This window comes from Geoalkalibacter sp. (genome assembly GCF_030604225.1).
In the GTDB taxonomy this organism is placed as follows: Bacteria; Desulfobacterota; Desulfuromonadia; order Desulfuromonadales; family Geoalkalibacteraceae; genus Geoalkalibacter.
Genome location: NZ_JAUVWH010000060.1, coordinates 1 through 17,934, shown reverse-complemented (window position 1 = coordinate 17,934; position 17,934 = coordinate 1). Strand labels below are relative to the sequence as shown.

The window sequence follows — 17,934 nt, the reverse complement described above, 5'->3', positions numbered from 1 at the left end:
TTTAGATTAAGTCGTGTTTTGTTGCAATTCGTTTTAATAATTTTCGCCGAAGAGCGCCAAGGCCGAAAAGGCCAAAAATCGACGCTTTTGGCGAAATGTCGCCGTTGCAAGGAAGTCCCTTGCGCGACCTAGAACCTGATTCTGTTTTTTTGAGGTCCGGTGGGGGCGGAGTGGTTCGCGAAGGGCTTGACGTGGTTGGGGGAACCGGGTAGAAACGGAGCGTGCGCGGCAAGCCGCCGCAAGGGGGGTTCATCATGGAGCGGGTATTTTCGGCGCCGGCTAAAATCAATCTATGTCTGCATGTCCTCGGCAAGCGGCCCGATGGCTACCATGAGCTATGCATGCTCATGCAACGGGTGTCACTGGCCGATCGCGTAACCATTCGCCTGAACGACGCGCCTGGGCTGGTCGTCGAATGTCCGGGGCTTGATCTGGCCGAGAATGAACAAAATATTGCCGCGCGCGCCGCGCGGTTGGTCATGGACGCCGCCGGCCGTACCGATGGCGTCGCGGTGCATATAGATAAGAGGATTCCGGTGGCGGCCGGCCTGGGTGGCGGCTCCTCGGATGCCGCGGCGGTGCTGGTCGGTCTCAATGAGATGCTGGGTGCCCCCCTGTCGCGCGCCGATCTCTTGCGCGAGGGCGCGCGCCTGGGTGCCGATGTGCCTTTTTTTGTGTTTGGCGAGACGGCCTGGGCCACGGGGATAGGCGATCGGCTGGTCAAGGCGCCGCCGTTGCCGAGGGTCTGGTATGTGCTGGTCAACCCGGGCTTTGCCGTTTCCACTGCCTGGGTTTATGGAAATTTGCGGTTGACATCCCCTGGTGGTGTCGCTAAACTTCCCGAGTTTTTCGCTTCCCCGCGGGACTTGGCCGGACTTCTCCATAATGATTTGGAGTCGGTGACCATCGGGGGGCATCCGCAGGTGGCCGAAATCAAGAGCGCTTTGATGGGCGCAGGCGCCCTCGGCGCTCTCATGTCGGGGAGCGGGCCCACGGTTTTTGGTCTTTTTGCTGATGAGGCCGGTGCGCAAAGGGCCGGCGCGGCCCTGGCATCGCGAGCCGACTGGCGCGTTTTTCAGGTGCATCCCCTGGCCTAGGTATTTTCGGCGCTTTTGATCGGCAGCGGTCGCACTGCTTTTCGCCCACTGATCGGTCGCATCGCATTTAACAAAAGTCTCCCTACTTAAGTGTGTTTATAAAATTTTTGGGGCGTCGCCAAGCGGTAAGGCATCGGATTTTGATTCCGACATTCCCAGGTTCGAATCCTGGCGCCCCAGCCACCTGTTTCCTTCGGCTCCGGGATGGACGCGGCATTCAGGCCCTCCAGCCGGGAGCCTTTGGCTTTTTGGTTCGCTGAACCTGTCGGATGGGAGTGGGGGCTCAGGGCGGAATTTTCAACAGAGCCTAGTTTGGCGCAAGGGGGAAGAGTTTTGGACAAGATCAAGATTTTTACCGGTAACGCCAATATTCCCCTTGCCCGGGAAATCTGCGGGCATCTTTCGGTTCCCCTGGGCAGTGCCAGCGTACGGACCTTCTCCGATGGCGAGATTATGGTCGAAATCGGCGAAAACGTACGCGGCCGCGATGTCTATGTGGTACAGCCCACCTGCGCCCCGTCCAACAGCAATCTGATGGAACTGCTTATCATGATCGACGCCCTCAAGCGGGCGTCGGCCTCGCGCATCTCCGCCGTCATCCCCTATTTCGGCTATGCCCGTCAGGACCGCAAAGTCGCCCCGCGCACGCCCATCACCAGCAAGCTGGTCGCGGACCTGATCCACACCGCCGGCGCGACACGCGTGCTGACCATGGACCTGCACGCCGGGCAGATTCAGGGCTTCTTCAATGTCCCCGTGGACAATCTCTATGCGGCACCGGTCATTCTCGACGACCTCAAGCGGCGTTTCGCGGAGCAGAAGCTGGTGGTCGTAAGCCCGGACGCCGGCGGCACCGAGCGCGCCCGGGCCTTCGCCAAGCGGCTCGATGCGGGGTTGGCGATCATCGACAAGCGGCGCAGCGGACCCAATGTCTCCGAGGTGATGCACGTCATCGGCGATGTCGAAGGGCAGGATTGCATGATCGTCGATGACATGATCGATACGGCCGGTACTCTCTGCCAGGCGGCCCAGGCCCTCAAGGGCCGGGGCGCCGGCCGGGTATTCGCTTGCGCCACTCACCCGGTGCTCTCCGGGCCCGCCCTGGAGCGCATCGACCAGAGTAGCCTGGAGGAAGTGGTCATCACCAACACCATACCCGTGGGGGATAAGGCCTCCCGCTGCGCAAAGCTGCGGGTTCTCTCGGTCGCGCCCCTGCTTGCCGAAGCCATTCGCCGCATTCACGACGACGAGTCGGTCAGTTCGCTCTTCGTTTGAATGTCGCGCCATTTCAATCATCACAACAACGCTTAGCTGGAGGACGGAATAAATGGGACAGACTCAGTTGACGGTTAGTTTGCGCGAAGGTACCGGCAAGGGCGTGGCGCGTTCGCTGCGCCGCAAGGACCTGGTGCCCGGCGTGGTTTACGGCAAGGGCATGGAGGCTTGCCCGGTGTTCGTCGAGCCCAAGGCGCTGGAAACGGCCATCGCCACGGAAAGCGGCTGGAACACCTTGATCACCCTGCAGGGTGAAGGCCCCTTCGCCGGCAAGGTGGTGATTCTCAAGGACATGGACGTCGATTCCATCAAGCGCACCCCCCGCCATGTTGATTTTCATGCCGTGAACATGAAGAAGAAGGTCCATGTCATGGTTCCGGTCCACGCCGTCGGCAAGTCGGCCGGCGAAAAAATCGGCGGCTCCCTGGAAGTTATCCGCCATGAGCTCGAGGTGCACTGCTACCCCGATCAGATTCCCGCCGCCGTTGAAATCGATGTGACCGCCCTGGGCATTGGCGATGTCATCCACATCGAGGACGTGACTCTGCCCGAGGGTGTCGAGGTGCCGCACGAGGTGAACTTCACCGTCATCACCTGCACCGGGCGCAAGGCCGAGGAAGAGGAACCCGCGGCCGCGGGCGAAGGCGCCTAAGTCCGGAGAGATGGCTTGAAGCTCATTGTCGGCCTAGGCAATCCGGGCGAAAAATATGCTCTTACCCGACACAATGTGGGGTTCATGGCGCTGACCCGCCTGGCCGACAAGGCGGGCATCGCCCTTAAGAAAAAAGGCCACCAGGGATTGTACGGCGCCGGGCGTATCGTCGGCGAGGAAGCGACCCTGTTGTTGCCGCACACGTACATGAATCTCAGCGGGGCCAGCGTGGCCTCCGCCCTCAAGTCCCTCGGGGCATCTCCGGGGGATTTGCTCGTCCTTCATGATGACGTCGATCTGCCCTTCGGGACGCTGCGCATCAAAACCAGTGGCGGCCACGGCGGGCAAAAAGGTTTGCGGCATATCATGGAGGTCTTGGGTTCGGGAGAGTTTCTTCGCCTGCGCATCGGCGTGGGGCGGCCCGTAACCGGCCAGGAGGTGGCCGATTACGTGCTGCGTCCATTCGGACGCGATGAGCAGATTCTTCTGAATGAAATTCTTGATACCGCGGCCGAAGTCGTCGAAACCATTCTGCGCGACGGCGCGGCCAAGGCCATGAATACTTTTCACAGTCGAGAAGCCACGGTTTCAATCCAATCAGCCAAGAGAGGGTAAGAGCCACATGGAACTGCAGATGTACGCACCGATTCTGGGGATTATTGGCTTTATCATCGCCATTGTCACCTACACCAAGGTCAAGGCCCAGCCCATCGGCAACGACAAGATGAAGGAAATTTCCGAGTCCATTCACCTCGGCGCCATGGCCTTTCTGCGTCGCGAATACCAGGTGTTGGCGATTTTCATCGTCCTGGTGTTTTTCCTCATTCTCCTGGGGATGGGTTTTCAAACCGCTTTGGCTTTCGTCGGCGGCGCCCTGTGTTCCATGACCTGCGGCTTCATCGGCATGAAGGCCGCGACGCGCGCCAACGTGCGCACCGCCGAGGCGGCCCGCGCGAGCGGCCAGGCGGCGGCGCTGCTGGTGTCCTTCAACGGCGGCGCGGTCATGGGCCTGGCGGTCGCCTCCCTGGGCCTGGTCGGGGTCGGCATCGCCTTCATTCTTTTCGGTGATCCGGAAACCGCCAAGTACATCAACGGCTTCGCCATGGGTGCCTCGTCCATCGCCCTGTTCGCCCGCGTCGGCGGCGGCATCTACACCAAGGCGGCCGATGTCGGTGCCGACCTGGTGGGTAAGGTCGAAGCCGGCATTCCCGAGGATGATCCCCGCAATCCCGGTGTCATCGCCGACAACGTCGGTGACTGCGTGGGCGATACCGCGGGCATGGGCGCCGACATCTTCGAATCCTATGTTGGTTCCATCATCGCGACCGTGGCGATTGCCGCCGCGGCTGGCCCCACGCTGCTTGATCTACTTTCGGTGCCCGGCATCGATCACGAGGCGTTGCGCGCCAACGCCATGGTTCTGCCCCTGGTGCTGGCCATGGTCGGCCTGGTCTTCTCGGTGATCGGCATTTACTCCATGCGCGTGTTCAAGTCCATCGACCCGGCCAAGGCCCTGCATTACACCACCTTTGTCGGCGCCGGCGGCTTTTTGATCGCCGCGTTCTTCGTCATCCGCGCCCTGCATATTTCCAACGGCGTGTTCTGGGCGATCCTGGCCGGAACCCTGGCGGGTGTGGCCATCGGGCAGATTACCGAATACTACACGGCGTCCACCCCCGTGGCGCGCATCGCCGAGGCGAGCAAAACCGGCCCCGCCACCAACATCATCCACGGTCTCGCGGTCGGTCTGGAAAGCTGCGCTCCGCCGATCCTCATTATCTGCGTGAGCATTTTCGTCGCCAATCACTTCGCCGGTCTCTACGGCATCGGCATCGCCGCGGTCGGCATGCTGGCCACCGTCGGGGTGACCATGACCGTCGACGCTTACGGCCCCATCGCCGATAATGCCGGCGGCATTTCGGAAATGGCCGGTCTCGGTCCCGATGTGCGTAAGATCACCGACGGTCTGGATGCCATCGGCAACACCACCGCGGCCATCGGCAAGGGTTTCGCCATCGGTTCGGCGGCCTTGACCGCCCTGGCGCTGTTCTCGGCCTATGCCACCACGGTGCAGCTTGAAACCATCAACCTGATCAATCCCAGCACCGTTATCGGCCTGCTCATCGGCGGCGCCCTGCCGTTTTTCATCGGCGCGCTGACCATGACCAGCGTCGGCCGCGCCGCCGGCAAAATGGTTGACGAGATTCGTCGTCAGTTCCGCGAGATTCCCGGCCTGCTTGAAGGCCATCCGGATGCCAAGCCCGAGCCTGACAAGTGCGTGGATATTTCCGCCCGCGCCGCCCTGCGCGAGATGGTGCTGCCCGGGGTGGTCGCGGTGTTCGCGCCGGTGCTGGTCGGCTTTCTGCTCGGCGCCGAGGCCCTTGGCGGCATGCTCGCCGGGGCGACCGTGGCCGGGGTGCTCCTGGCCCTGATGATGTCCAATGGCGGCGGCGCCTGGGACAACGCCAAGAAGTACATCGAGAAGGGTGAACTCGCCGGCGAAGGTAAGGGCGGCGAGGCGCACAAGGCCGCCGTGGTCGGTGATACCGTCGGCGACCCCTTCAAGGACACCTCCGGCCCGTCCATGAACATCCTGATTAAGCTGATGAGCGTCGTCGCCCTGGTTATCGCGCCGCTGCTGATCTAAGTTTCGTTGGGACGTCCAGTTAACCGAACGATAGCCGGGACCTGTTCCCGGCTATCGTCTTTTTGTGTAGTGATAGGTACTTATGGGTTTCAAATGCGGCATCGTCGGTTTGCCCAACGTCGGCAAGTCGACCATCTTCAACGCCCTGACCTCCGCGGGCGCCGAGTCGGCCAACTATCCTTTCTGCACCATCGAGCCTAACGTGGGGATCGTCTCGGTGCCGGATCCGCGGCTTGACGCCCTGGCGGCCATCGTCAACCCACAGAAGGTGATCCCCACGACCCTGGAATTCGTCGATATCGCCGGCCTCGTCAAGGGGGCCAGCAAAGGCGAGGGGCTCGGCAACCAGTTTCTCGGCCATATTCGTCAGGTGGATGCCATTGCTCACATCGTGCGCTGTTTCGAGGATGATAATGTCGTTCACGTCGATGGTTCCGTCGACCCTGTTCGCGACGTGGAAGTCATTCAGACCGAGCTGAATCTGGCGGATCTCGAATCGGTCGAGCGGCGCATTCAGCGCTGCGAGAAGCAGGCGCGCAGCGGCGATAAAAAACTCCAGGCCGAACTCGAGGTGCTGCTCAAGGTGCGCGATTGTCTCAATCAGGGACTGCCGGCGCGCAAAACCCAACTCGATGAAGAGCAGCGTCGCGTGCTCGGGGAGTTGCAGTTGATCACCGCCCGTCCGGTGCTCTACGTGGCCAACGTCGGGGAGGATGATCTGGGCGGTGCCCACCCCTACGTGGCGCGGCTTAAGGAATTGGCCGCGGCGGAGGGAGCCGAACTGGTCATCATCTGCGGGCGCATTGAAGCCGAGGTCGCGGAATTGGCAGGGGAGGAAAAAGCCGAGTTTCTCCAGGAACTCGGCTTGGCCGAATCGGGACTCGATCGCATGATCCGCGCCGGCTACGACCTGCTCAACCTCATTACCTACTTCACGGCGGGGGTCAAGGAAGTCCGCGCCTGGACCATCGCCCGCGGCACGCGCGCGCCCGGCGCCGCCGGCGTGATTCACAGCGATTTTGAAAAGGGTTTCATCCGCGCGGAAGTCATTGCCTATGATGACTACATTCGTGCCCGCGGCGAGCAGGGGGCCAAGGAAAAGGGCTTGCTGCGCCTGGAGGGCAAGGACTATGTGGTGCAGGACGGCGACGTCATGCATTTTCGCTTCAACGTCTAAATGCCTGGTGCCGATGACAAGTATCCGTTCTTCCGCAAAGATCATTGAAATGCAGCGGCCTTTGTGGTAGAAAGCAAAGTTCACACGAAAGCGGGGCGGGTTTTGCCCACTCCTTGCTCCGGGATGGCCCGGGGCTATTTACCCGAGAGGAGAAATGTCGATCATGAGAAGTTATGAAACCATGTTCATCGTCCACCCTGATGTGGTCGGTGACGAACTCAAGGCCCTCGTTGAAAAATTCAAGGGCGTGATTGCCGAGCGCGGCGGCGAGGTCGTCCGCGTTGATGAATGGGGGACCCGCACCCTGGCCTATCCCATTCAGAAACTCACGCGCGGCTCTTACTTCATCTTTTATTTCCAGGCGGGATCCGACATGGTGGCCGAGCTTGAGCGGCGCCTGCGCATCGATGACAAGATCCTGCGTTTTTCCTCCCTGCATCTTGAAGGCGGACTGCCCCAGCCGGCAGCGGCCGACAAGGGCGTGGCCGCTGCCGCCGAGGGCGAGGCGGGCGCCGAGGAAGAAGTCGAAGATTAATTCACCCATCGAAACTGGAGATTAGAGACCATGGCTGCACCCAAGAGACGTTTTGGCCGGCGCAAAGTTTGCCGTTTCTGTGCCGATAAGGATGTTCAGATCAATTACAAGCAGACCGATACCCTGCGCGCGTTCATTTCCGAGCGTGGCAAGATCGTGCCCCGCCGCATCACCGGAACCTGCGCGCCGCATCAGAGAGTGCTGACCGAGGCCATCAAGCGTGCACGCATGGTGGCGCTGCTGCCCTATTCGTCCTCGCACTCGCTGGTGGACTGACAGGCAGCGCAGTTTATTCGCGCGACAGGCCATGGAGCGAAGATCCCTGTACATTCTCGGTGCTGCCCTGCTGTCCACCGCGTTTTTCCTGGGCAGCCAGTATGTCGCTCCCATCGCCTTGCTCTTGAATATGTTCGGTCCGGTCCCTGCCGCCTATGTGCATATGCGCCAGGGCCCCCTGGCCGGCGTGGTGGTCATCGTCCTGAGTTGCGCGCTGCTGCTGATGCTGCTGCCGCCGGTTCTGACCCTGGGATTTCTCCTGCAATACGGCGTGGTTGCCTTCTTTGTGCCCTTTTTTCTGCGCCGCGGCCATGCCTGGGATCGGACCCTTGTGTTGACGGTGTGGGCCGGGATCGCCATCGCCCTGCCGTTGCTGCTCGCGGTGTCCCAGGGGCAGGGATTGAGTCCCGGCGAGATGGTCCGTCAGGAGGGCCGCCAGGTTATCGACCAGGCCCTGCGGTTTTATGACGAAGGCAACCTCCCCGCTCAGGAGCGGGAAGCGCTGGAGCAAACTCTGACGGCGCTGGCTGAAGTCTTCGTGCGGATCTATCCCGCCGTGACCATTGTGCTGCTTGGCGTGCTCGCTGCCGTGGTGGTTTTGTTGCTGCACCTGTTCGCCAAGGGTCGCTATGCCGTACCGGGACCAGCTTTTGCTCAATGGAAGGCTCCGGATGCCCTGATCTGGCCGGTGATTGTCGCCGGCTTTGCTCTGTTACTTGAGCAGGCGACGGTCAAGACCCTGGCGTTGAACGTGCTGGTTGTCCTGTTGCCGGTTTATTTTGCCCAGGGTCTGGCTGTGGTGACCCATTACCTGCGGCGTCGGTCGGTATCGCCCGTGTTTCGTTCGTTGATTTATTTCCTGATCTTTGTTCTCAACCCCCTGCCCATGTTCGTTACCGCGATGGGGGTGTTCGACATCTGGATCGATTTTCGCAAACCTAAACTGCAAAAAACTTCGTAATCCTGGAGGAGACCCATGGAGGTTATACTCAAAGAAGCCGTCGAAGGGCTTGGCAATATCGGCGACATCGTGAAGGTGAAGCCGGGCTACGCCCGCAATTTTCTGGTGCCCAAGGGGTTGGCGAGCGAGGCCAATTCCCGCAACGTGCGCGAACTCGAACATCAAAAGCGCATGCTCCAGCGCAAGCTGGAGAAAGTGTCCAAGGATGCCCAGGCCCTCAAGTCCCGCATCGAGGCGCTGACCTGCTCCTTCTCGCAACTCGCCGGCGAGGAGGGCAAGCTCTTCGGTTCGGTGACCAGCATGGATCTGGAAAAAAAGCTGACCGACGCCGGTATCGAAATCGACCGGAAGAAGATTCAGCTGCCCGAGCCCATCAAGCATGTCGGCGAGTTTGAAGTGCCGGTGCGTCTGAATGCCGGGGTGGTGGCGAAGATCAAAGTGAACGTGACCGCCTCCGCCGAGTAAGCGGTTTCTCGAAGTGCCCGGGGGCGGTCGTTTTCGGCCGTCCCTTTTTCATTGCCTCCGGCCCGGGTTGTTCATGGAAGACCTCAGCGCCCATCGTTTGCCGCCCCAAAGTCTTGAGGCGGAGATGTCCGTGCTCGGCGGCATCCTGCTCGACGAGCAGGCCCTGGACCGTGTTCTGGAAATCTTGCGGCCCGAGGACTTCTATCGGGAAAGTCACCGCAAGATCTTCGAAAGTCTGATTGATCTGTCCGAAAAAAATGAGCCGGCCGATCTGGTGACCCTCGCGGCCAATCTGCAAAGCCGTCAGGCCCTGGAAGCGGTCGGCGGCCATGCCTATCTCGCCACCCTGGTGGATTACGTTCCCACCGCCGCCAACATTGTCTACTACTGCCGGCTGGTCAAGGAAAAGGCCATTGCCCGCCATCTGATCTCCGTCGCCACCGATATCGCCACCTCGGGGTACGCGGGCGGCAGCATCGAGCAGATTCTCGACCAGGCGGAAAAGGCTATTTTTGAAATCGCGGAAAACCGCACCCGGCCCAGTTACTTCTCCGTTCGCGACATTCTCAAGGACACCTTCAAGAACATCGAGAAACTCTACGAGCGCAAGGAACTGGTCACGGGAGTTCCCACCGGCTACGCGGATCTCGACAAAATGACCGCCGGTCTGCAGCCCGGCGACCTGGTCATCATCGCGGGGCGCCCCTCCATGGGCAAGACCGCCTTCTGTCTCAACGTCGCCGAATATGCCGCGGTGAAAAGCGAACGGCGCGCGCCCTGCCTGATTTTCTCCCTCGAAATGGGCAAGGAGCAGTTGGTGCAGCGCCTGCTGTGCTCCGTGGCGCGGGTGGACGCCAGCCGCATGCGGACCGGAAATCTCGGCGATTCCGACTGGCCCAAGTTGACCGATGCCGCCAGCCAGTTGAGCAGCGCCAAGATCTATATCGACGACACGCCGGCAATCTCGGTTCTCGAACTTCGCTCCAAGGCGCGGCGTCTCAAGTCCCAGGAGGACATCGGCCTGATCATCGTCGACTATCTGCAACTCATGCGCGGCAACAACCCCGAGAGTCGTCAGCAGGAAATCTCCGAAATCTCCCGCTCCCTCAAGGCGTTGGCCAAGGAGCTGAGCGTGCCCGTCGTCGCCCTTTCCCAGCTCAACCGCTCGCTGGAAAACCGCACCGACAAGCGCCCGATCATGGCCGACCTGCGGGAATCGGGCGCCATCGAGCAGGATGCCGACGTCATCATGTTCGTCTACCGCGATGAGGTCTATTGCCCCCACTGCAAAAAGCACGAGGAGTGCGGTGAAAACCACCGCGGCGCCGCCGAAATCATTATCGGCAAACAGCGTAACGGCCCCATCGGCACGGTCAACCTGGCCTTTCGCGGCGAATATACCCGCTTTGAAAATCTCGCTCGCCACGACGACCGCATCTGACCCTCCTCAACGCAAAAGCCCCGGGGATCTCTCCACCGGGGCCATGCCTTGTCTGCGTTCTTCCCCTTAGCCTTCCTTGCTGATCTCGATGCCCAGGGTCTGAATTTTTTTACGCAGGGTGTTGCGATTGATGCCGAGGATTTCCGCCGTTCGGACCTGGTTGCCGCGTGTTTTTTCGAGAATGATGCGGATCAGGGGCCGTTCCATCTGGTGCAGCACCATCTCGTAGAGGTTGTTGAGTTCCTGGACCTCCATGGCGCCGATGGCGTTGCGCAGCTTGTTGGTGATCAACGCTTCCAGGGAACAATCGGTGGAATCCTGGTCCGCCTCGCCCTGGACGGGAAAATCCTCGGGCGTCAATAGGGGGTTGGGGGAGAGCAGGGCGGCGCGCTGGATGGTGTTCTCCAGTTCCCGCACGTTGCCCGGCCAGTTGAAGGCGGCCAGGCGCTGGTAGGCTTCCGGAGTGCAGCCCAGGGCCGCGGTGCCGAGTTTTTCCCGGGCGCTCTGAATGAAATAATCGACCAGCAAGGGGATGTCGTCGCGCCGCTCGCGCAAGGGCGGCAGAGCGATGGGCACCACGTTGAGGCGGTAGAAAAGATCCTCGCGGAACTCGCGGGCGCGCACCTTGTCCTTGAGATTTTGATTGGTGGCGGCGACGATGCGCACATCGACGGCAACGGTGGTGGAGCCGCCCGTGCGGGTGATTTCCTTTTCTTGAAGAACCCGCAACAGCTTGGCCTGCAAATCCAAAGGCATGTCGCCGATTTCGTCGAGAAACAGGGTGCCGCCGTTGGCTTGCTCGAATTTGCCCAGCTTGCGTTCCGTGGCGCCGGTGAAGGCACCTTTTTCATGGCCGAACAGCTCGCTTTCGAGAAGATCGCGAGGAATGGCGGCGCAGTTGATGGCGAGAAAGGGCTTGCCCAGGCGCGGACTGTTGAAATGAATGGCGCGCGCGACGAGTTCCTTGCCGGTGCCGCTTTCCCCGGTGATCAGCACCGTTACGTCGGAGGGCGCCACCTTGCCGAGAATCTTGTAGACCTCCTGCATGGGCTTGCTCTGGCCGATGATGGTGCGCTCGAGGCTGTACTGATCCTTGAGCTCGTTTTTCAGGCGGCTGACTTCGCCGCTGATGTCCGTGGCCTTGCCGGCCTTGAGGATGATGGCGTCTATCGCATCGAGGTCGAAAGGCTTGGTGATGTAATCGTAGGCGCCGCGCTTCATGGCCTCCACGGCGTTTTTCATGGAGGACTCGGCGGTCATGATGACCACCAGGGTCTGAGGCGCGTCCTCCTGGAAGCGGCTGAGCAAATCGAGGCCGCTGATGTCGGGCATCTTGACGTCGAGGATCGCCAGGTCATAGGGATTTTTGCGAAACAGGCCGAGCGCTTCGTTGCCGTCCGCGGCCAGGTCGACCTTGAAGCCTTTCTTGCTTAGGGCGCGGGACAGCACCCAGCGAATGCTTTCTTCATCATCAACGACCAGGATGCGCTCGATGGCCATGGCAGGCGACTCTCTTTCGGCGGTGAAAAGAAATGGTTTGCGCAATCAGCGATAAAAGGGCAGGGACACGGTGAATGTCGAGCCCGCCCCGGGTTGACTTTCCACTTTGAGAAAGCCGCGGTGCTCGCTCACGATTTTCTGGCAGATCGGCAGGCCCAGCCCTCCGCCGCGATTTTTCGTGGTGAAGAAGGGTGTGAAAATCTGTTCCATCTGCGCCGCCGTCATGCCCTTGCCGGTGTCGCGAATCTCAACTTCGATAAAGGGCACGGGTCGGTCGCCCGGTTGGTTGAGGTGGTATTCGGAAGCCACGCGCGTGCTGATTTCCACCGCGCCTTGCTGGTCGATGGATTCGGCCGCATTCTTGATCAGGTTGAGAAACAGCCGCGTCAATAGATTCTCGTCCCCGCGGATCGGCGGTATGCTGGGGTCCAGGCGCAGGGCGAAGCTCAGGTTGCGGTTGCGCGCCGCTTCGCGCTGAAAAAGCACGATGTCGCCGAGCAACTTGCCGAGGTGAACCTCGCCCATGACCGGCTGCCGAGGACTGGCCAGGTCCATGAGTTCCTCGATAATGCCGTTGACCCGCTCGACCTCGCGGGTCATGATCCGCGTGTATTCCTTGAGCTGGCTATCCTCGGTGATTTCGCGGTCGAGCAGTTGCGCCGCGCCCTTGATGCCGCTCAGGGGATTTTTAATCTCGTGGGCCAGGCCGGCGGCCATGGTGCCGATCATGGAGAGCCGGTCGGCATGGCGCACGGCCTCCTCGAGTTCCCGGACCCGGGTCAGGTCGCGCAGAATCAGCACGACACCCTCCTGGTGGCCACTGCTGGTCAGCAGCGGCGACACCAGGATGCTCACCGGGATCGGCGGTGCCGAGGGGCGCTGGAGCAAAACGTCCTCAAAGTTGACAAACGAGCGTCCTTCCCGCAGGGCGGAACGGATCAGGTTGATCAGGGTGCGCTGGTCGTGAAAGATTTCCTCGTAGGAACGCCGCAGACATTGGCGCCGGGACAGACCCGTGCAGACCTCGGCCGCCGGATTGAAGAGGCTGATGGTCCCGGTTTGATCCATGGCCACCACCGCATCCTCGACGTTTTCGACCACCCGCACGTAGAGCTGGAGATCCTGGGATTCCGGTGGAAAATCGGGTGAGGCCATCGGTTTCAAGACTCCGCTAGAAAAAAGGCGCGGGTCGCTTCCCGCAATGCTTCGACGGAGGTGGCGGCGTTGATGCGGGCGCGATAACTCGCGGCGCCGCTCAGGCCTCGCGAATACCAGCACAGGTGTTTGCGCATTTCGCCCAGGGTGCGGTGCGCCCCGAAGTGTTCAAGATGCAATTCTAGATGCTCCAAGGCCACCGCCATCCGCTCGGCGGGCACCGGCGGCTGGGGCGCGGTCGTCGCCGCCAGGCTGTCGCGCAGCAACCAGGGATTGCCGTAGCTGCCGCGGGCGACCATCACCGCGTCGCAACTGGTGAGCTGTCGCATGGTATGCACGTCGGCGGCCTGAAACAGGTCGCCGCTGCCGATGACCGGAATGCGCAGTTGGGCCTTCAATTCCCGGATGTGCTCCCAGCGGGCCTTGCCGGTGAAGCCTTCCGCGCGGGTGCGTGGGTGCAGGGTGACGGCGTCCGCCCCTTCCTCCTGGGCGATGCGGCCGATTTCCAGAAAATTCAACGAGACCCCATCCCACCCCGAGCGAATCTTGACCGTCAGGGGGCGCGCCGTGACCCGCCGCACCGCGCGCAGGATCGCGGCCGCGCGCGTCGGTTCCCGCAGCAGGGCGGAACCCGCTCCGCCGCGCACCACTTTTTTCACCGGGCAACCCATATTGATGTCCAGCAGGGCGCCGTCATCCTCGACCAACGCCGCGGCCCGCGCGAGGATATCCGGGTCTGAGCCGAACAATTGCACCGCGAGAGGCTGCTCCTGGGCGCTGGAGCGAAGCAGGGCGCGGGTGCGCCGCCCGTCAAAAACAAGGCCATTGGCGCTGATCATTTCGCTGAAGACCAGTCCGGCCCCGAAGGCCTTGGTAATCTGGCGAAACGGCAGGTCGCTGATGCCGGCCATGGGAGCCAGGAACAAGTTGTTGGTTAGGGTAAGGGAGCCGATGCGCATAAAATGACAGGGTTGGTTTGCACAATTTTTGCGCATGGTAGCATGGCCCCCGCATCAGGCCAAGGGAAAAAACCTTGAAAAAACCCTGGCGGAAAAAACCTTCTTGCGGACTCCTTCTGAATACTGTATACATTATTTGGCTTGACAAGGACGACCCCGATTGCTACAAAATCAAAACGATATTTGGGATAAAATATTGATTAAAGAAGTGGGCCGCGCCTCTGGGCCCTCTGCTCGTTTTCTCTGTCAAACATTGTTTTTCCTTTCCGGATCTCAGCGGCCGGAATCTTTTCCGGCGGTTTTCTGTTCGTTTCGGGAGTTCTTCCGTCTCGCGTTGGTCGTGGGCCGGAGGGGCTGGTCGATGGGACCGTTCTCATCGTAAATTAAATGGAAAAGGAGAGAGAGCATGGCGACACTGAAAGAGATTTTGGCGAAAAAAATTGAGGAGTTCCGCCCCCGTACCACCCGCCTGGTCAAGGAATTCGGCGATGTCAAAATCGGCGACGTGACCATCTCGCAGGCCATCGGCGGTGCCCGCGACGTCAAATGCCTGGTCACCGACATCTCCTATCTCGACCCTCAGGAAGGTATTCGCTTCCGCGGCAAGACCATCCCTGAAACCTTCGAGGCGCTGCCCAAGGCTCCCAAGTCCAAGTATCCCACCGTCGAGGCTTTCTGGTTTTTCCTCCTCACCGGCGACGTTCCCACCCAGGCCCAGGTCGATGCCGTGATCGCCGAGTGGAAAACCCGCCAGGTCGTGCCCTCCTATGTGTGGGATGCCATCCGCGCCCTGCCGCGCGACAGCCATCCGATGGTGATGCTCTCCGTCGGCCTGCTGGCGATGCAGCGGGATTCCAAGTTCGCCGCCTTCTACAACTCGGGCAAGTTCAACAAGAATACCGCCTGGGAATCCGTCTACGAGGATGCCTGCGACATCGTCGCCCGTATCCCCATCGTCGCCGCTTTCATCTACAACCTCAAGTATCGCAGCGATTTCCAGGTCGCCATCGACCCCTCCCTGGACATGGGCGCCAACTTCGCCCACATGATCGGTCAGTGCGAAGAGTACAAGGATGTGGCGCGTATGTACTTCATCCTGCACTCCGACCATGAGTCCGGCAACGTTTCGGCGCACACCACCCATCTGGTGCACTCGGCGCTGTCCGACCCCTACTATGCCTACTCCGCCGGCATCAACGGCCTCGCCGGCCCGCTGCATGGCCTGGCCAACCAGGAAGTTCTCGACTGGACCCTCAAGTTCCAGGAAAAATACTGCAAGGATCAGGAGCCGACCAAGGAACTGGTCACCAAGGCCCTCTGGGATACCCTCAACTCCGGCCAGGTGGTCCCCGGTTACGGCCATGCCGTTCTGCGCAAGACCGACCCGCGCTATATGTCGCAGCGCGAGTTCTGCCTCAACACCCCCGGTCTGAAGGACGACAAGCTGTTCAAGCTGGTCGCCATGATTTTCGAAACCGCCCCCGGCGTCCTCATGGAGCACGGCAAGGCGAAGAATCCCTGGCCGAACGTCGATGCTCAGTCCGGTGTCATCCAGTGGTACTACGGCGTGCGCGAGTGGGATTTCTACACCGTGCTCTTCGGCGTGGGCCGCGCTCTGGGCTGCATGGCCAACATCACTTGGGACCGCGGCCTGGGTTACGCCATCGAGCGTCCCAAGTCCGTCACCACCGCGATGCTCGAGAAGTGGGCCGAAGAGTCCAAGAAGGCCGCCGCCAAGTAAGCGAGCCTTTCCTGAATTTATATGCACTGTCCGTGGGGCGCCCTGGTGGCGCCCCTGTCTTTTTCCGGAGCTCAATGAAAAAAGCCCCGACTGCCGTCGGGGCTTTTTCATTGAGCGGGCTCTGCTGGAAGAGCTCTGGCGCGCTTACTTCTTTTCCGGGCGGGTTGCGTAGATGAGAAGTTTTCGGTCGGTGTAGCTTTCCACCTCGCCGGCAAAGGATTCCACCTGAAAGTAATCGTGGAACTTGGCCGGTGCATCAATGAAAAACTTGTTGAGTTTCTGCACCCCTTGGCGATCCAGACCGGAGCGCCTCGCCCAGGTGACGAAGTCATGGGTCTTGGGGAAGGTGCGAGTCTGGATGTTAATGAAACCAGCCTCTTCAATCATTTTGATCCAGGTTTTTTCGGTGAAGGCCTGTACATGGGTCGGATCGCGCATCTGTTCCATGGTCTGGTAGAGTTGCGCGATTTCGGGGTCCTCGGGCAAAAGGGTGTCAATGATGACCATGCGCCCGCCGCGGCGTAGCACGCGAAAGAATTCCTTGAGGGCCAGGGGCACGTCGGGGAAGTGGTGCGGTGCGATGCGGCAGGTCAGCACGGTGAAGGAGCCCGCGGGGAAGGGCAGGTCCTCGGCGTCGGCCTCGCGAAAGGTGACGTTTTCGACGCCGCCTTCCTCGCTAATGAATTCCTGGGCTTTCTTGAGAATCTGCATGGTCAGATCCGAGGCAACCACGCTGCGCACCAGGGGCGCGAAGTAGAGGGCCGTATGCCCGCCGCCGGTGGCGACGTCAAGCATCAGGTCGTCGGTGGTGGGCTTGAGTAGGCGCGCGGCCTCGACCAGATCCTCGCCTCGGGCGAAGCCTTCGTCATGCACATAACGCTCGGCGGTTCGGGTGAATTGTTCCCTGACCCGATCTTTAAAACCCTTGTTCATGGGTTTCTCCTGGATGGCGGTGGCGGGCACCGGAGTTGCCGGTGCCTAGGCCGAAAAAAAGAAACGGGAGCATAACACGAAAAATTGCCCTTGGGAAGAATTCCCCGCCGCCTGCTCCCCGGATTGCCTTGCCGCAGCAGGGCCTCAGAGTTCGCTGATCCATTTGTCGACGGAATATTTTCCGGGGCCGGTTACCACCAGGCTAAGGCTCATGGCGGCCAGCGCCAGGTTGAATTCGATGCCGTGTCCGAGTTCAGGCATGCAGGGCCAGTTGAGAAAAAATCCGTAAGGCAGATGAACCCTGAAGATGGCGACCGCCATCACCACCGTCAAGCCCAAGGCCGCGACCCGGGTCAAAAGACCCAGGAGGATCGCCATTGCACCGAAAAATTCGGCGACCATGGCCAGAAGAGCAGGAATCATGGGGATTCCAAGGGTTTGCTCGAAATAGGCGAGGCTAGCCTCCAGTCCGGCGCCGCCAAACCAGCCGAACAGTTTTTGGCCGCCGTGAGCGATGAAAACCGCGGCCAGTCCCAAGCGCAGAAACAGCGGCCCCGTTGTGTCCAGGGTGTTGAATAGTCTGCCGACTCCCATGCTCAAATCCTTGTGGAGCATCATTTGCCTTCAATTGTAGCTGAAAATGCAGTCATTGCAGGGGCGACGCAGGTTGCGCAAGCCTTTCTCGACAAAGTGGAATGAAGGTTGCAGAAAAATGCCAAGTTTGAGGTTTCAGCAGTGCGGTCGGCGCGGAGTTGGAGCGCGCCAATCGCTACCCCCGGCGGAAAACCGTCCGTGATTTCCGCCGGAGGTGACGGAAAACTATCCTCGCGGCGCTGTTTCCGGCGAGGTCTTGCCTTTTTTTGTGAGGCGTGTTTTTCTTTCGCGGCATTTGCGGGGCAGGAAGATGAGCTTTTTGCCTCGGTTCTGGGTTCCAAGAGCGGGAGTACAATCGGATGGATGCTGCACTCAAGGTCGCCGCAGACCTTGCGACCGGACTTTGGCGGGAGTTTACCTACATTCTGCCTTACCTGGCTTTCGGGGTTTTTCTCGAAGCGGTTATTCGTACCTTCAAGTGGCACGTCAAGATCCGCAAGGCGCTGACCCGCTTCGGTTCGCTTTC

Annotated in this window: 17 protein-coding genes and 1 tRNA gene; 13 read left to right on the top strand and 5 right to left on the bottom strand. The window is 60.7% G+C overall.

Annotation, left to right across the window (positions count from 1 at the left end):
• Window positions 1–251: 251 nt before the first annotated feature.
• The 12 genes from ispE (at window position 252) to dnaB (ending at window position 10,526) form a co-directional block, all read left to right on the top strand.
• A complete protein-coding gene (gene ispE / locus QAT43_RS08355) occupies window positions 252–1,097 on the top strand; it encodes a 4-(cytidine 5'-diphospho)-2-C-methyl-D-erythritol kinase (RefSeq protein WP_442900227.1) in 846 nt (281 codons plus the stop codon).
• 108 nt (window positions 1,098–1,205) lie between these two features.
• Window positions 1,206–1,280, top strand: a tRNA-Gln gene (locus tag QAT43_RS08350).
• Between the two features lie 150 nt (window positions 1,281–1,430).
• Entirely contained in the window at window positions 1,431–2,372 is a 942-nt protein-coding gene (locus QAT43_RS08345) for a ribose-phosphate pyrophosphokinase (RefSeq protein WP_305042600.1), read from the top strand.
• A 52-nt stretch (window positions 2,373–2,424) separates the two neighbouring features.
• Entirely contained in the window at window positions 2,425–3,024 is a 600-nt protein-coding gene (locus QAT43_RS08340) for a 50S ribosomal protein L25/general stress protein Ctc (RefSeq protein ID WP_305042599.1), read from the top strand.
• 15 nt (window positions 3,025–3,039) lie between these two features.
• Complete coding sequence (pth, locus tag QAT43_RS08335) at window positions 3,040–3,639, top strand: aminoacyl-tRNA hydrolase (protein WP_305042598.1); 600 nt, start codon at window positions 3,040–3,042, stop codon at window positions 3,637–3,639.
• A 7-nt stretch (window positions 3,640–3,646) separates the two neighbouring features.
• On the top strand, window positions 3,647–5,671 hold the full coding sequence (locus QAT43_RS08330; protein ID WP_305042597.1) for a sodium-translocating pyrophosphatase: 2,025 nt from the start codon (window positions 3,647–3,649) through the stop codon (window positions 5,669–5,671).
• An 82-nt stretch (window positions 5,672–5,753) separates the two neighbouring features.
• On the top strand, window positions 5,754–6,848 hold the full coding sequence (ychF, locus tag QAT43_RS08325; RefSeq protein WP_305042596.1) for a redox-regulated ATPase YchF: 1,095 nt from the start codon (window positions 5,754–5,756) through the stop codon (window positions 6,846–6,848).
• Window positions 6,849–7,011: 163 nt separating this feature from the next.
• Window positions 7,012–7,383: a 30S ribosomal protein S6 gene (gene rpsF, locus QAT43_RS08320; protein WP_305042595.1), complete on the top strand. Its 372-nt coding sequence runs from the start codon at window positions 7,012–7,014 to the stop codon at window positions 7,381–7,383.
• Between the two features lie 30 nt (window positions 7,384–7,413).
• The gene (gene rpsR, locus QAT43_RS08315) at window positions 7,414–7,659 is read left to right on the top strand and encodes a 30S ribosomal protein S18 (RefSeq protein ID WP_305042594.1); all 246 of its coding nucleotides are present in this window, start codon (window positions 7,414–7,416) and stop codon (window positions 7,657–7,659) included.
• A gap of 31 nt (window positions 7,660–7,690) precedes the next feature.
• On the top strand, window positions 7,691–8,620 hold the full coding sequence (locus QAT43_RS08310) for a DUF2232 domain-containing protein (RefSeq protein ID WP_305042593.1): 930 nt from the start codon (window positions 7,691–7,693) through the stop codon (window positions 8,618–8,620).
• Between the two features lie 15 nt (window positions 8,621–8,635).
• Window positions 8,636–9,085, top strand: coding sequence for a 50S ribosomal protein L9 (gene rplI, locus QAT43_RS08305; RefSeq protein ID WP_305042592.1), 450 nt, complete (start codon window positions 8,636–8,638; stop codon window positions 9,083–9,085).
• A gap of 73 nt (window positions 9,086–9,158) precedes the next feature.
• Entirely contained in the window at window positions 9,159–10,526 is a 1,368-nt protein-coding gene (gene dnaB / locus QAT43_RS08300) for a replicative DNA helicase (protein ID WP_305042591.1), read from the top strand.
• Between the two features lie 66 nt (window positions 10,527–10,592).
• Here the strand turns inward: dnaB and QAT43_RS08295 are convergent, their stop codons facing one another.
• The 3 genes from QAT43_RS08295 to dusB are packed head-to-tail and all read right to left on the bottom strand — an operon-like array spanning window position 10,593 to window position 14,140.
• Entirely contained in the window at window positions 10,593–12,026 is a 1,434-nt protein-coding gene (locus QAT43_RS08295; protein ID WP_305042590.1) for a sigma-54-dependent transcriptional regulator, read from the bottom strand.
• A gap of 45 nt (window positions 12,027–12,071) precedes the next feature.
• A complete protein-coding gene (locus QAT43_RS08290) occupies window positions 12,072–13,181 on the bottom strand; it encodes a two-component system sensor histidine kinase NtrB (protein WP_305042589.1) in 1,110 nt (369 codons plus the stop codon).
• Between the two features lie 5 nt (window positions 13,182–13,186).
• Window positions 13,187–14,140, bottom strand: a complete 954-nt coding sequence (gene dusB, locus QAT43_RS08285) for a tRNA dihydrouridine synthase DusB (RefSeq protein ID WP_305042588.1) — start codon at window positions 14,138–14,140, stop codon at window positions 13,187–13,189.
• 406 nt (window positions 14,141–14,546) lie between these two features.
• Between dusB and QAT43_RS08280 the strand changes: the two genes are divergently transcribed.
• Window positions 14,547–15,881 (top strand): citrate (Si)-synthase, encoded by a 1,335-nt coding sequence (locus tag QAT43_RS08280; RefSeq protein ID WP_305042587.1) that lies wholly within the window; start codon window positions 14,547–14,549, stop codon window positions 15,879–15,881.
• A gap of 144 nt (window positions 15,882–16,025) precedes the next feature.
• Here the strand turns inward: QAT43_RS08280 and QAT43_RS08275 are convergent, their stop codons facing one another.
• Window positions 16,026–16,814 carry a class I SAM-dependent methyltransferase gene (locus QAT43_RS08275; RefSeq protein ID WP_305042586.1) on the bottom strand — a complete coding sequence of 263 codons (789 nt, stop codon included), beginning with the start codon at window positions 16,812–16,814 and terminating at the stop codon, window positions 16,026–16,028.
• Between the two features lie 144 nt (window positions 16,815–16,958).
• Complete coding sequence (locus QAT43_RS08270) at window positions 16,959–17,408, bottom strand: DoxX family protein (protein WP_305042585.1); 450 nt, start codon at window positions 17,406–17,408, stop codon at window positions 16,959–16,961.
• Window positions 17,409–17,934 lie beyond the last annotated feature (526 nt).

Bases quoted from the DNA above. Each gene is read 5' to 3' on its own strand.
- QAT43_RS08340 (WP_305042599.1), top strand. From the start codon at position 2,425: ATGGGACAGACTCAGTTGACGGTTAGTTTGCGCGAAGGTACCGGCAAG.
- QAT43_RS08330 (WP_305042597.1), top strand. From the start codon at position 3,647: ATGGAACTGCAGATGTACGCACCGATTCTGGGGATTATTGGCTTTATC.
- ychF (WP_305042596.1), top strand. From the start codon at position 5,754: ATGGGTTTCAAATGCGGCATCGTCGGTTTGCCCAACGTCGGCAAGTCG.
- rpsF (WP_305042595.1), top strand. From the start codon at position 7,012: ATGAGAAGTTATGAAACCATGTTCATCGTCCACCCTGATGTGGTCGGT.
- rpsR (WP_305042594.1), top strand. From the start codon at position 7,414: ATGGCTGCACCCAAGAGACGTTTTGGCCGGCGCAAAGTTTGCCGTTTC.
- QAT43_RS08310 (WP_305042593.1), top strand. From the start codon at position 7,691: ATGGAGCGAAGATCCCTGTACATTCTCGGTGCTGCCCTGCTGTCCACC.
- rplI (WP_305042592.1), top strand. From the start codon at position 8,636: ATGGAGGTTATACTCAAAGAAGCCGTCGAAGGGCTTGGCAATATCGGC.
- dnaB (WP_305042591.1), top strand. From the start codon at position 9,159: ATGGAAGACCTCAGCGCCCATCGTTTGCCGCCCCAAAGTCTTGAGGCG.
- QAT43_RS08295 (WP_305042590.1), bottom strand. From the start codon at position 12,026: ATGGCCATCGAGCGCATCCTGGTCGTTGATGATGAAGAAAGCATTCGC.
- QAT43_RS08290 (WP_305042589.1), bottom strand. From the start codon at position 13,181: ATGGCCTCACCCGATTTTCCACCGGAATCCCAGGATCTCCAGCTCTAC.
- dusB (WP_305042588.1), bottom strand. From the start codon at position 14,140: ATGCGCATCGGCTCCCTTACCCTAACCAACAACTTGTTCCTGGCTCCC.
- QAT43_RS08280 (WP_305042587.1), top strand. From the start codon at position 14,547: ATGGCGACACTGAAAGAGATTTTGGCGAAAAAAATTGAGGAGTTCCGC.
- QAT43_RS08275 (WP_305042586.1), bottom strand. From the start codon at position 16,814: ATGAACAAGGGTTTTAAAGATCGGGTCAGGGAACAATTCACCCGAACC.
- QAT43_RS08270 (WP_305042585.1), bottom strand. From the start codon at position 17,408: ATGGGAGTCGGCAGACTATTCAACACCCTGGACACAACGGGGCCGCTG.